Below are 13,808 nucleotides of genomic sequence, written 5' to 3' on the forward strand. Positions count from 1 at the left end.
TAAGTGATCAACTGTGTATCAATCACCTTGGTACACGGTTGATCTTGATAAAGGAAGCGTAACGGTGAACGAAGTCCCTATGCCTTCCTTAGTATCTACAATTAACGTTCCACCATGACTCTCAATAATTTTATAACAAATGGTTAAGCCCAGACCTGTCCCTTTTTCTTTTGTCGTGAAAAAAGGTTCACCTATTTTATCCAATATCTCTTTTGGCATCCCTTTCCCTTGGTCAATCACTTTAATTTCAACATAGTTGTTTTGTTTCCTTGCTTTGATGTGAATATCGCCGCCGTTATCCATCACTTCAATGGCGTTCTTAACCAAATTAATAAAGACTTGTTTGAGTTTGGTCGCATCACAGTCGATAACCAATTGAGGGTCTTGATAGTCAGAAATAATGCCAATGCCTTTGATCACGGCCTGAGCTTCGAGCAGTGTTTTAACATCTTCAAGTAAATCACTTATATTCCACTGATTGTGCCTTTCAGAGTGGGGTCTTGCCAACATTAATAGTTCACCTGAAATTTGCTCAATCCGATTCAATTCACCTTCAATAATTTGGTAATAGGTTGCCTTATCATAGTTATTTTGGATCATCTGAAAAAATCCTTTGACAGCGGTAAGCGGATTTCTGACTTCATGTGCGATACCAGCTGCTAATTGCCCTGCCACATTAAGCTTTTCGGAACGAATCATAAGTTTTTCTGCAGCCTTCTGCTCAGATAAGTCGATCAGGGAATATAGTCGCGCCTGCTCGCCATTGAATAACGTCGGCATGGCTTTAATCGTGAAATATTTCGTCTTCCCGGTATTTAGGACAAGGCTCTGTTCTGCTGCAAATTTCCCAAAATTTATGGGTATTAAATCATTCATGCTCCGCCCAATCAGTTCTGCTTTATTACTATACTCTAATTTATGAATCGCTTCATTATTCACATACACGATGTTATCATTTTGAGCAATCATAATTGAAATCGGTATTTCATTAATAAGGTTGTGGTAAAATTTCTCGCTTTGTTCTAATATTTCTTTCTTCATCTCCATCATCTTTTTTTCTGTATGCAATTGATTGTTTTGATCTTGAAGGCGCTTATTTTCAGCCTCGATCTTTTGCAACCTTTGCCATTCAGAAATCGATGGAAATCCTAGGTGTTTTTTCTTATATAAAGGTGAAAGACACATCTCATCATCGGTCATAAAGTAGATATGTGTTTTCAGTAATTCATTTTGTATGTACGAAGGGGTTGTAAGGCCATTGTAAGCACAGATACTGATCGTTTGATGATCATGTATGAACTGATCACACCCGTATTCATAAATCCTTAATTGCGGCAATAAGTGTTCATGTTCTCTCCAAGCGACATGTCCCCAAGACCGGATTGTTATTCCTTGATTGGTAACAGGATCAAAGATTTCTGATAGACTTTCTAAGGCATAAGTGGCATTAAAACCTTCATTTCTTATGTAAAAGCCGTTATGGTCCCAAAATATAATCGTATCTAAATCTTCTTGGGTATAACCGAGTGACAAAACACTATTCGATATTTTTTGGAACAATTCCGTTTCATCAACAAATATGATGGGCTGACTCTGATCAATCCCTTCAGCGATAAAGTTTGCCGCATTCTTGATGTACTTATCGACTTCATTATATGTATATAGAATGTGGGCACCGGATTCGATACTGTCCATGCTTAGAGATGCATTACTCATTTGCATCCTCGACCAACCTTTCGTTGCATTTCACTTGATGATGTTATTCGTTTTTAAAAAGAGTGAATGTAGCTTGAATTCATGTTAATCAGATAAACAATCATCCTAATATAAACGCGCTTCACTCCTACCCTATCATAAATTAAGCCAATAGACCTTCAATGCCCGGCATAAGACCTAAAAAAGACCCAATCGCATGTCGATTGGGTTAAGCAGTGAGCCCATTATATTGGTTTTAATCAATTCTCTCTACTCTGTTAATTCAATCGATTTAGAGACAGCTCCCCTATCAGATTGGTCGGCAGCGATTGGACTGTGGTCAACATTTGTAACGGACACAATGCCTGCTAGCATAAGCGTCGTTACAAGCCCGAAAACGAGTTTCTTTTTCATCTTAATCTCTCCCCTTCAAAAATATTTTGTCTAGCCTCAACTGACTTGTCATAGTAGGTACATGCTTTCCTATATTCTCCATTAGCTTTTAAAAATCCTGCCAATGTCGTAGAATATTCTTCCACCGCTTGCCACATTTCTCGTGCTTCAAAATATCTAATACCTTCTTCAAAATTTGATTCAAAACTTTTGTCGGGATTTAGATACATGGTATTGAGTAAATTTAATTTCATTTTTATCTCATCATTGTTAAGGTGTTCCGCCAATGAAAGGGCTTTCGTCATCCATTTTTTACCCTCGTCCACTCGATCCATCTTTAATAGGGCCTTGGATAACAAATACATGCACATCAGATTATCACTTTCAACATCATGCCCACCTATTAAAGGCACATTGTTCAAATAAGCCACAGCCGTTTTTAATAAATTTTGTCGGCTATACAAAAAACCTAAATTATGGTACAAACGTGCTTCCAGCCCTTTATGATCCAGCTTTTTTGCAATATCTAAACCTCGATGTAAGTGATCCTCGGCGTCAACATAATGTTTGAAGTCAATGAAATTCAATCCAAGTAGCATGAGTGTGTCTGCATGTCGCTTGCGACAGTTGCAATTAAGCTCATAGATTTCTAAAGCCTTATTGGCATGTTTCGTCGACAGCAAGTTATGATATTTCAGGTAGTAGGCAGCAGCAACTTTATAATGATATTCACCTGTTTCAATGTCATCGTGAGTAAGGGGCATCCTTTGACCCGCTTCAAGGTAGTTAGCGATAGCCTCATCGTACGCTTTGATATTGTAATAATAGATGCCTTTAAAAAAATAGTAATAATAGATGAGTCTGTCATCCATGTCTTCTTGCAAAGCATTGATTTGTTCAAGCTGCGTCTCAGCCTCTTCAAACTTTTCCAATAAAATTGTGTAGTGGAAGTCTAATAAGGTGTAATAGGTCAACATATATTGAGACAGTTCCCTATTTTTTATTTTGTCCTCAATTTCCTTTTTTAATAAAACGGCCTTATGAATACAATTATCGCGTATATGACTGTGCCACTGATTAAATAGGCTTGTTAGGTCATCAACGACCATTTGACTTGCCAAAAAATATCCCTCCGCACAATAAATATCCTGTTTTTTACTATTCTAACACTTGAACCATGATAATAATATTGGGAAAATTACCATTAAAAAAGGCAAATGAATCGGGGTTTTTAGCAAAAATTTTCCCAAATAAGTAGAGTGTGATAAAAGAATTAGGACTATTTTATCTATCTAACATTGCTTGTATCCTATATAGACTTTAAGAGAAAAACTCCCGGAAACATCCAGGAGCTTTTCTGTATTATTGATTTTTGCCCTTAGCTTTGCCTTTGCCTTTTCCTTTGTCTTTTTCGTACAATAGATATTCTTCTCTTACTTTCTTGAACCGCTTCAGCTTTGGCTGCCACTGGTTGACGATCGATTCAATCGAAGCGCCTTGTTCAATTTTTTCGCGAATCCAACCATTCCCTACTAACTTGTCAAAGTAGGACACACCATTGGCATTTTCAGCGCGGAACTGGAAATCTTCAGGGTACAAATCATGAATGGTTTTCACAATTGAAAGACCCGTCTTAACAGGTTCATAAGCATCACGATCGGTCACATGAATCTGGATACCGTTACACAATTCCCCGCTGTGCTTCGAATAAACAGGTGTAAATGATGCCGCACGGAAATTCACACCCGGCAATTCCAGGGTATTTAATGTGTCCGCCAATGCTTGACTGTTAATGAATGGTGCACCGATTAATTCAAACGGTCTTGTCGTCCCGCGCCCTTCTGATACATTCGTGCCCTCAATCCATGCGGCACCTGGATAAACAAGAGCCGTATCTAACGTCGGCATATTTGGAGATGGGAGCACCCAATCAAGAGGGGTATCATCGTAGTCCATTGAACGCTTCCAACCGTCCATTTTAACAACCGTTAGATCAGCACCAATATCAAATTCTTGGTTGAATAGTTTGGCCAGTTCGCCGACCGTCATACCATGACGAAGCGGAATCGGATATTTGCCAACAAACGAAGCGTATTCAGGGTTCAGCACGGGTCCCTCAACTTTTGTCCCGCCAATTGGGTTGGGGCGGTCAAGTACAACGAATTTGATATCATTCTCCGCTGCAGCCTCCATCGCAAGGGCCATCGTATAGATGTACGTATAGAAACGCGAACCTACATCTTGTATGTCGAACATGAGAACGTCAACACCCTCTAACATGTCCGGCGTCGGTTTCTTGGTGTCGCCATATAGACTGTAAACAGGTAGTCCTGTCACCGGGTCAGTGTAACTGTCAACGCTCCCCCCTGCCTGAGCACTCCCTCGGACCCCATGTTCAGGCCCATATAAGGATACAAGATTAACATCCGGATGATTATAAAGCCGGTCAACTACACTATTTAATTCTTGATCCACACCTGTTGGGTTTGTAATCAAACCAACGTTTTTTCCTTTTACAAGATCCATCCGGTCTTCGAGAAGGGTCTCAACACCCATTTGAAATGTTTTGGCATGTTTGTTGGCTCGTTCTTTCGCGCGGTCATTGGCATGTTCGTCAGGATTAGCTAATGCCACACCAGATAACGATGACAGCATCAATACAACGACCATCAGCACTATATAACTTTTTTTCATGTGTTATTCCCTCCTGTTTTAATAGTAATTGAAGGCCATAACAGGACCCTCAGCTCAGATTGCTTGATTTAATAGCTCATGCCAGAACCGAAATCATATAAATCGGGGATGGTCACCGGCAGTTTGCCGGTTGGATTGACTTCACCCGTTAAAACCCTTGCCAATGCTTCAATGGAGACATCACGATAGCCATATGTCGCTAAATAGGCATCAACTTTAGGAAACACCATGAGGTCATATGGATTTCTAATTGCTGCCACAATGACCGGTTTGCCTGTAGCACGAATAGCATTAACGAGTTGTTGTTGCGGGCGATTAGTGTTAGCTGTGTATGTCGTGACAATGACTTTATCCGCCTCTTGTGCTTTGGCGACAGCCTGATCGATTTGCGCTTTCGTAGGTGATGTATTCGTGGTGACCTTCTCAGCGTTCAAACCTTTTTTGTTTAAAAGATCAGAGACAAGCTCTGGCCCCGCACTAGATGGGCCTGTCACTAACAGTTCTTGATTGTCCTTTAGCGGCAACACGTTATTTTCATTCTTGACAAGGGTGATACTTTGATTAGCGATTTCATCAGCAACGGCTAAGTGCTCTTCTGTCCCGACATTTTCAATCGCTCCGGCGTTCGTTTCCGGCTGATGAAATAGACCCCTTTTCATTTTTGCTTTTAATATCCGATAGACCGACTGATTGAGACGCTTTCTACTAATATCGCCACTTTTAACAGCTTCCAACATCGCATTGTATGCCCGGCCTACATTCGGCGGATTTAATAGAATATCCGCACCTGCTTTAAATGCTTTGACAGGCACCTGCTCTGGTTCGACAACGTTGGCTCCTGACATGCCTAAGCTATCCGTAATAATCAACCCGTTGTATCCAAGTTCTTCACGCAGCACTCCAGTTAAGATCGGTTTCGACAATGTTGCGGGCAGACCGGAGTCATCAAGTGCGGGTACAACAATATGAGCGGTCATAATCGCATCAATCCCGGCATCGATCGCTGCTTTAAAAGGTTGCAAATCAACTTGATGCAACGTTTCAAGATCATGATTAATAATCGGCAGTCCGTAATGGGAGTCAACAGCTGTATCTCCATGTCCTGGGAAGTGTTTGGCAGTAGCAATAACATCCTTATTTTGATAAGCGTTAACTTGGGCAACGGTCATATCAGAAACAAGTGCTGGATCTTCGCCAAACGACCGCACGCCAATAACTGGATTAGCTGGATTCACATTGACATCAGCAACAGGAGCAAAGTTCATGTTAATACCTAGACTCTGTAGCTCTGTTCCCATAATAGCTGCCGACTTTGTGGCATTTTGAGTTGAGCGTGTCGCACCTAGTGCCATGTTACCTGGAAAAACCGTTGCTGGACTCGTCACTCTTTGGACAATCCCGCCCTCTTGGTCTGTTGAAATAAACATAGGGATCGGCATACGCTGGTCCATGGCAATCTCTTGCAACCCATTGGAGAGGCTGTTGACTTGTTCAGCGTCTAACGGTGTGCCAATGTTTTGGCTCCAATTAAAATAAATCACACCGCCAATATGATATTTTTCTATAATCTCTTTGAAATTTTTACCGCCACGATTGTGATTGACATTCATATCCTCAAAACTCGGATCCGTCGGTGTTTTCCCGTAGGCATGGACGATAAACAACTGCCCGATTTTTTCTTCAAGTGTCATGTGCTGAATTTTACTTTGGATCCATCCCCTTTTGACTTGACCTTCTTTCCATCCTGGCTTGACTGGGTCATCCCAGCCTGCCCATGCATAAGTTGGCAAGCATAAAGCGAATACCATCATCATCGCCAACATCCATATGAAGCGGCTTTTTTTCAAATGAGTCCCTCCTCAGGTTCCTATTATTGTTATCGACCACGTGTCAGCGTTACGTCAGCTGTGACTGGAAGATGGTCTGAAGCCATTGTTTGAATGACGTCAGTAGACTGTACGTCCATATCTGGTGTCGTTAAGATATAATCAATTTTCTTTGTAGGCGCATAAGCGGGGTAGGTCAATCCTTCATCTTGTTGGGTTATGTCCCACGTATCTTTGAATCTTTGAAAAAGAGGTTGTAATTCATCGGCCTTGGGGGTTGCATTCATATCCCCAACTAAAATTTTATTGTTATGGGCCTGCATGACATTCAACATATCCTCAACTTGCATTTGTCTTACAATTGGTTCAGAACGGTAATCTAGATGAGTCACATAAAACCAAAGTTTTGCGCCTTTTACATTAATCAGTGCTTCTGCAAATCCAGGAGAAGGTTTGGGTTCAGGATGAGGGTCTTGGGTGGATAGTCTGGTAATCTCGTGATTGTCTGCTTGCAGAATTGGATGCTTACTCAATATCGCGACACCGAATTTTCGTCTCGGGTCATCAGGCTGGATCGGATCACGATTATAAATCGGAGCAAAGAAATAATGCATGTCCAACTTTTCAGCAAGGCGTTTCAATTCATTCTGAAAGTTGCTTCTATCACTCCAGTTGACATCGACCTCTTGAAGTCCAATAATATCCGCCCCTGATTGTTGAATCGTGTTGGCTATACGGTCAATGTTATAGTCACCGTCCGTTCCAATACCTGTGTGAATGTTATACGTCATGACCTTCACGTTCACTTGTCGACCCGGCGCTGTTTTACCTTGTGCCAAAGCCTGTGAAAACGGGGTCAACAGCAAACTAAATAATAGAACCATAGTCACCATTAGCGACCATTTTTTGATACAAGTCACATGTATTCACCTCCTCTCAGGGGATAGATGAATAGATTTAATAGATTAATAGTTTCTCAGCGTCCAAGAATCACTCTTCAATTTCGGCTCAGAAATGGTGCCATCTGCATGAGACAGTTTAAGATGATGAACATACCAGCCTCTGCCATTCACTGAATGATCTGTCTCATATCGGAAACGGATCAACTTGGTGTTCGCGGGGAGCTGTACTTTTTTTGTCAGCCAGTCACCACTGTTCCCCGTAACACGCTCACCGAGGGTTGTCCACCGCTTGCCATCTTCAGATCCTTCTATAACCCCATAGTCATAAGAGTCTTCTGTCCGGTACCACGTCTCAAACGATAGCGTGGCTTGTTGTTCAATGTTAACTTTCGCTGTTAATGTCTTAACGGAATCGCTTCCATATCCGGAGAACCATGCTCTCTCCTTCCCCTTCCCAGGAATCGCAACAGGTATGGCATCCGCGGTGAGCCGCGCTACTTGTCGTCTGATGCCATTTGTTGATACCGTATCCCGCGTTGGGTGGACCCGGTTAGTTAGTAAAATAGCGATCGTATCGTTCTTAGGGCTTACGACAATTGACGTCCCGGTAAAACCGGTATGTCCCATTGTGTGCTTTCCCGATAATGCATCCATGTACCAGCCTTGATTCAATTCCCATCCCAGACCATGGTCATCTCCTGAGAATTGCGGGATTTGATTTTTAGCCAGTAAGTCAACGGTTTCAGGCTTAAGAATTCTCGTCCCTTTATATTGCCCGCCTTGCAGCATCATATGAGCGAATATCGCGAGGTCCTTTGCTGTTGAAAAGACACCCGCGTGTCCAGCAACCCCATCAAGCGACCACGCATTTTCATCATGCACCTGCCCCCAAACAAGCCCTCTGTTCGTTTGCGGTTGATATTCAGTTGCAGCTATTCGATGCTTTAAAGAGGCGGGGGGATTGTACATAGTATTTTTCATACCAAGCGGTTTCGTAATATGATCTTGAACAAATGCATCTAGACGCTGGCCTGACAATCGCTCGACCAAGGCACCAAGTGTTATCATGTTCAAGTCACTGTACGTATAATTTGTCCCTGGTTCATTTTGTAATGGCTCCGAAAAAACCATTTGCATTCTTTCTTTGCGGCTGTCTCCCATGGTATACAGCGGTATCCACGGCTTAAATCCAGATGTGTGGGTCATAATTTGGCGGATCGTCACCTCAGATTTGCCGTTCTGGGCAAACGCTGGAATGTACTTGGCAACGGGGTCATCTAATTCAAATTGACCTTGTTCATATAAAATCATCGCTGCGGTTGTCGTGAAGAGTTTACTAATTGAGGCAATATCAAATAGGGTATTCTTTTGCATTTTGACGGGCTCGTCCATTTTTGCGAATGTCCCATCTCGATAGCGTGCTGCATAACCATACGCTTCTTGTTTGGCAATGGTTCCTTTCCGGGCAATCAAGACGACGGCGCCTGGCATAACCTTGTCTTCAATCGCGTTTTGAATGGCGCGATCCATCTGCTCAAGGGGCTGCGACATCATACCAGCACCTCTTATTGATCCTTCATGCACAACAGCTGAGGATGGACCTGGATGTCCCCATGTAAATACAGGATGAGGAGGTCTTTTGTCGTGGTCCGTTTGAGCATGGTCCGAGTGAGTCTCTGTAGACTCGGCGTTAACCGTACCCGGAAGAATCGTTGATAGACTCAAGACAGACACAGCAACGGCGGTTAATCCTTTCTTTTTCATATCGTTCCCCCTTCTACAATCACTTTTACGACGTCCGACGCACAGGACGTCACGCCTTAAAAAATGATTAGAATACAAGTTAAGATTACCAACAGTTGTCTATAGCTGTCTATACAACTATAGACCTAATGTTTTGAATTTTTACTAAATTTACTGTGCTTAATGACCTATATCCATTAAGGAGCTTCTGTCATGCACGGGACTTCTGCTCAAAAAAAAGCTTACCAACTGGCAAGCTTCTTAGACGGCTTATCATTATGTTTGTTTAAGAAAATTAACGGCAATTCTTGCTTCATCCAGCCGTCTCACTGAATCCTCATATTGATTCGTGACCACACACATAAATAAAATATCAATCAAGTGGAGCTGCGCTAAGCGTGAAGATGTCGCTGCACTTCGAAACACGGCCTCCTGTGATGCAGAAATATAAAGATTGATGTCGGCGATTTTAGATACAGGCGTTGTTCCATAACTTGTTAGACTCATTGTTATGGCTCTTCGGTGTTTTGCTAATTCTAATATTTTCACGACTTCTTCCGTTTCTCCAGAAAATGAAATCCCGAACACAACATCACCTTGCTTAACATTGGCTATGTTCATAGCCACCATATGCATATCAGTAAGAGCAACCGCTGATTTGTTAATGCGCATCAATTTTTGCTGAGCATCTTGGGCGATAACGCCAGATGCTCCTACACCAAAAAGGTGAATGGTCCCTGCATTCTGGATGGCGGCAACCGCATCCCTTAAAACTTCATCATTCAAGATTTCGCTTGTTTCCTTAATTGCCTGCAAATTGTTACTTGTCATTTTTCTTACAATGGATTCATGTGACTCATTCGGTTCAATATCCCGACATCCAACGTCGGTCGATTTTTGCAAATCACTAGCTATTCTTAATTTGAGTTCCTGAAACCCACTTAAACCGAGTGATTTGCATAGACGAATCACGGCAGCACTACTTGTTTGACTCAACTTTCCCAACTCATTTGCCGTATAACGAATACTATCATTGGGATGGTCTAAAATGTACAAAGCCATTTTGCGTTCGGAGGGCGGTAACTTATCAAGGATTTCTTTTAACATAATGAGTCCACCCGATAACGATGAGGAGCGATAATGATGATCTTTCAATGGTTTCAAATCTCCTATCCTATCATATTATTAGCCTTTTACAGCACCTTCGATCATGCCCTTAACAATGCGTCGTTGGAAAATGGCGTAGACAATTAGAATTGGAACAATCGCAATCGAAAGGCCGGCAAACAATGCCCCCCATGCATTTGTGTACTGAGCTTCTTGATTCATCAGATCCATCGCTACGCCCAGCGTATACTTCTCCTCTGTCTGGAGGAAAATCAGTGCCATAAAATATTCATTCCAAAAGTTGATCGCATTCATAATCGAGACCGTAATAACACCTGTTGTCACGAGCGGCGTCACAATTTTAAACAGAATACCGTACGGGGACATGCCATCCATGGCCGCTGACTCCTCTAACTCCCTGGGGACCGTCCCCATAAAACTCGTCAAAATAAAAATACTAAATGGAATTTGGGTCACGGCATATACAAGGGATAGCGCCCACAAATTATCGAGCATGTTAAATTTCATTAGAACAAAAAATAAAGGAATCCACCCTAAAACCATAGGAATCATCATTGCTGATAGATAAATGTTGAATAAGACTTTACTGCCGCGGAAATTGATCCGTTCAATGGCATAAGATGTCGGCAGAGCGAAAATCAGACATAATATCGTGCCTAATACCGTCACTAGAATACTATTAAAAAAACTTGAACCAATATTAAATTCTGTCCATGCAGTTATGAAGTTATCAAAGCTAAATGACTGAGGCAGGGCCCAAGGGGAAGCAAAAATTTCCCCATTTGATTTAAACGCGCCGAGAAACATCCAAATAATCGGATAGATCACAATCAGCGCCCATATAATCAGAGGCACTCGGAGAATCGCTTTTATTAGGAACTGTCCTATGTTCCGGTTCTGATCTTTCTTCGACTTTATGGTAGTCATTTTAGGATCATTCGGTATCTTCCGGTTCACACTATCCCCCCTAGTATTCGACTTTTTCCCTCTTTAAAAAGAGCTGCAAAAGGAACACGGTAATAAGCGATAACACTAATATCATCACACCGATGGTTGCTCCGTAGCCGAAATGAAATTGGTCAAAGGCTTGCTGGTATAGATAAGAGCCCATCACTTCCGTTGAATTGTTTGGCCCCCCGCGCGTCATAACCTGGACGATAATGAATGATCCATTCAATGTTGTGATCACAATATATAGAATCGATGTTTTGATTTGCGGCCAAACAAGCGGCACTGTTATCCTCCAAAACTGCTGCCAGTTATTGGCCCCATCAATATCTGCTGCTTCATATAAATTCTTAGGTACATTCACGATGCCACCTATAAGCAGAAGCATGAACAAACCAATGCCTGCCCATATTGAGGGAAGAACAAGACTCGGCAGCGCCCAATCAACACTCCCTAACCACGGTCTCGTCCAGCTCTCCAATCCAATGGCTTCCAATCCAGAATTGATCATACCTATGTCAGGATTATAAATAAACTGCCATAAAATACCTATAATAACGACAGACATGATATTAGGAAAGAAGAAAACAATACGATAAAAGGGCGACTCTTTGATTTTAAGCTGAGTCAGTGCGACGGCAAAGAACGTGGCTAAAATCATAATGCCAACGACCTTAGTAGCAACCAAAAAATAATCGTGTAAAATGGTTTGCGGAATAACCGGATCACTTAATAGCTTCTTGTAATTGTCCAGACCAATGAAGGTTTGCTCCCCCCCCATACCTGACCATTCAAAAAACGATAAATATAGACCGTTTGCTAAAGGATAAACAGTGAAAATGGCAAATACAATTAACGTCGGAAGTAGGCAGAATAACAGGAATATATGCCTTTGTTTTTTGGACTGCAACATTCTGATCCCTCCTTAACTCATTTTTACTTCGCCGATGAATCATCTTTAAGAGGAATGCAAAGGCCCATCCGTCAAGCCTCTACACCCCTCTACCATTTTTACTACGTTACAACGCACACACAGGACAGACTAGCATCGTCGTTAATAACTTTATTTACTATTGCGATAGTCCTTTGCAGCAGACGCCATTCTTTTACAAAATTCTTCAGCGTCAATATCACCTAACATGAGTGCAACCAATGCATTACCAAGGGGTTCTTCTAAGTCAGCGCTCATTGGATGCGGCTTATGGTGAATCTCTACTTGATCTGAATTAATCATTTTATTGGCGTCTTTCAAGTAACTGGAAACATTCGAATTGCCCGATAAGTCAACACCTTGCATATTCATCATGGCGCCCGTTAATTCAGCAAATTTCGAAGCATATTTTTTCTGAAAAGCAAAGTTAACAAACGCTTTTGCAGCTTCAGGATTTTCAGCTTTCTTGGCAATCGCAAGCGGCCGCAAGTCAGGAACAACAACCATCGGATCCCCGGAATCATTCATTGGCGAAGGGACAAATCCATATTCAAAGTCTTCCGGCACATCTTTCGCCATTTCATTCGGCAGCCAAAAACCGACAGGAATATAAGCATTTTTATGAAGGATAAAATTCATTTGCGATTGTGTATGGCTTAATGCACCAAATCCGGAATCAATTAAACCAGCTTCTTGCATTTTTTGAACCTTCTTCATAACTTTTAACACCGCATCGCTGGTCCAAGCCCCTTTTTCACCATTAATGACGGAAGTCAGCAATTCATCGCCACCTTCCGAAGCAAAAGCCGGGTACAAGACCCCTCTTGAGAAGTAATAGGGATATTTTCCCGTTGTCACGAAAGGTGAGATATCCGATTTTTCCTTGATTTCTTTCATGGAAGTCATCCAGCTTTCAAAATCTTTCGGTACATCAAACCCTTCTTGCTTAAACCAAGTCTTATCATACCAAGTTCCCCATGTATCAAAAACGAGCGGTAAACTATAGATTTTTCCATCGAAATCACTCGGTGGTACTATAAAACTATCCATTAGTGGCGTCCCGTCTGGTAACTTGACAGATTTTACCCAATCCGTAAGATCCATCAGCTGGCCGTCTTCAACCATTTGAGTTTCACTGGACCCCGCACCATCAATGTACACGACATCCGGCGGATCACCCGAAATCCAGCGTGTTTTCATTTTCTTATTAATGTTCGGCCCTGCGTGTTCTTTAACCGTCACATCAGGATATTTTTCTTTAAATCCTTTGATAACTTCTTTCCACCATTCATCACCATAACCTCCGACAAAATATTGCACCTCAAGAGTACCTGAGATACTGCTTTCTGAGTTGCCTTTGTTGTTCTCTCCTTCATTCGTTTCGTTCGATGACCCACCCTCCGAGCTTGTGCCTGAAGAACAGCCGGAGATCATACCAATCACTAGTAGCACAGCCATCATGGACATGAGCCATCCCATTTTGCGACCCTTCATATGTTACACCCCTTTTTAAGATTTTAGCTGTTTAAGTAGATACTTTAGTGTTTT

At 42.0% G+C, this 13,808-nt stretch carries 11 protein-coding genes; all 11 read right to left on the reverse strand.

Translation table 11 applies throughout. The features are described 5' to 3' along the window. Nucleotides 1-18 precede the first annotated feature (18 nt). The 11 genes from B9Y89_RS17900 to B9Y89_RS17945 all read right to left on the reverse strand — a co-directional run bounded on the left by B9Y89_RS17900 (nucleotide 19) and on the right by B9Y89_RS17945 (nucleotide 13,754). Nucleotides 19-1,716, reverse strand: a complete 1,698-nt coding sequence (locus B9Y89_RS17900) for an ATP-binding protein (protein WP_176222281.1) — start codon at nucleotides 1,714-1,716, stop codon at nucleotides 19-21. 249 nt (nucleotides 1,717-1,965) lie between these two features. After that, the gene (locus B9Y89_RS19185; protein ID WP_176222282.1) at nucleotides 1,966-2,109 is read right to left on the reverse strand and encodes a hypothetical protein; all 144 of its coding nucleotides are present in this window, start codon (nucleotides 2,107-2,109) and stop codon (nucleotides 1,966-1,968) included. After that, on the reverse strand, nucleotides 2,106-3,209 hold the full coding sequence (locus B9Y89_RS17905) for a response regulator aspartate phosphatase (RefSeq protein WP_085524541.1): 1,104 nt from the start codon (nucleotides 3,207-3,209) through the stop codon (nucleotides 2,106-2,108). The genes B9Y89_RS19185 and B9Y89_RS17905 overlap by 4 nt, the downstream gene beginning before the upstream one ends. 241 nt (nucleotides 3,210-3,450) lie before the next feature. After that, nucleotides 3,451-4,782: an exo-beta-N-acetylmuramidase NamZ family protein gene (locus B9Y89_RS17910; RefSeq protein WP_085524542.1), complete on the reverse strand. Its 1,332-nt coding sequence runs from the start codon at nucleotides 4,780-4,782 to the stop codon at nucleotides 3,451-3,453. A gap of 68 nt (nucleotides 4,783-4,850) precedes the next feature. Then, complete coding sequence (locus tag B9Y89_RS17915; RefSeq protein ID WP_369596740.1) at nucleotides 4,851-6,629, reverse strand: glycoside hydrolase family 3 protein; 1,779 nt, start codon at nucleotides 6,627-6,629, stop codon at nucleotides 4,851-4,853. A 29-nt stretch (nucleotides 6,630-6,658) separates the two neighbouring features. After that, nucleotides 6,659-7,528 (reverse strand): endonuclease/exonuclease/phosphatase family protein, encoded by an 870-nt coding sequence (locus B9Y89_RS17920; RefSeq protein WP_254901289.1) that lies wholly within the window; start codon nucleotides 7,526-7,528, stop codon nucleotides 6,659-6,661. 45 nt (nucleotides 7,529-7,573) lie between these two features. Next, the gene (locus B9Y89_RS17925; protein ID WP_085524543.1) at nucleotides 7,574-9,274 is read right to left on the reverse strand and encodes a serine hydrolase domain-containing protein; all 1,701 of its coding nucleotides are present in this window, start codon (nucleotides 9,272-9,274) and stop codon (nucleotides 7,574-7,576) included. 255 nt (nucleotides 9,275-9,529) lie between these two features. After that, nucleotides 9,530-10,360, reverse strand: coding sequence for a MurR/RpiR family transcriptional regulator (locus B9Y89_RS17930; protein WP_085524800.1), 831 nt, complete (start codon nucleotides 10,358-10,360; stop codon nucleotides 9,530-9,532). Between the two features lie 78 nt (nucleotides 10,361-10,438). After that, complete coding sequence (locus B9Y89_RS17935; RefSeq protein WP_085524801.1) at nucleotides 10,439-11,308, reverse strand: carbohydrate ABC transporter permease; 870 nt, start codon at nucleotides 11,306-11,308, stop codon at nucleotides 10,439-10,441. Nucleotides 11,309-11,348: 40 nt separating this feature from the next. Continuing rightward, nucleotides 11,349-12,242: a carbohydrate ABC transporter permease gene (locus tag B9Y89_RS17940; protein WP_085524544.1), complete on the reverse strand. Its 894-nt coding sequence runs from the start codon at nucleotides 12,240-12,242 to the stop codon at nucleotides 11,349-11,351. Nucleotides 12,243-12,392: 150 nt separating this feature from the next. Then, nucleotides 12,393-13,754 (reverse strand): ABC transporter substrate-binding protein, encoded by a 1,362-nt coding sequence (locus tag B9Y89_RS17945; RefSeq protein WP_085524545.1) that lies wholly within the window; start codon nucleotides 13,752-13,754, stop codon nucleotides 12,393-12,395. Nucleotides 13,755-13,808 lie beyond the last annotated feature (54 nt).

Source organism: Tuberibacillus sp. Marseille-P3662, assembly GCF_900178005.1.
GTDB lineage: Bacteria > Bacillota > Bacilli > Bacillales > Sporolactobacillaceae > Marseille-P3662.

Bases quoted from the DNA above. Each gene is read 5' to 3' on its own strand.
- B9Y89_RS17940 (WP_085524544.1), bottom strand. From the start codon at position 12,242: ATGTTGCAGTCCAAAAAACAAAGGCATATATTCCTGTTATTCTGCCTA.
- B9Y89_RS19185 (WP_176222282.1), bottom strand. From the start codon at position 2,109: ATGAAAAAGAAACTCGTTTTCGGGCTTGTAACGACGCTTATGCTAGCA.
- B9Y89_RS17945 (WP_085524545.1), bottom strand. From the start codon at position 13,754: ATGAAGGGTCGCAAAATGGGATGGCTCATGTCCATGATGGCTGTGCTA.
- B9Y89_RS17910 (WP_085524542.1), bottom strand. From the start codon at position 4,782: ATGAAAAAAAGTTATATAGTGCTGATGGTCGTTGTATTGATGCTGTCA.
- B9Y89_RS17935 (WP_085524801.1), bottom strand. From the start codon at position 11,308: ATGACTACCATAAAGTCGAAGAAAGATCAGAACCGGAACATAGGACAG.
- B9Y89_RS17925 (WP_085524543.1), bottom strand. From the start codon at position 9,274: ATGAAAAAGAAAGGATTAACCGCCGTTGCTGTGTCTGTCTTGAGTCTA.
- B9Y89_RS17900 (WP_176222281.1), bottom strand. From the start codon at position 1,716: ATGAGTAATGCATCTCTAAGCATGGACAGTATCGAATCCGGTGCCCAC.
- B9Y89_RS17930 (WP_085524800.1), bottom strand. From the start codon at position 10,360: ATGTTAAAAGAAATCCTTGATAAGTTACCGCCCTCCGAACGCAAAATG.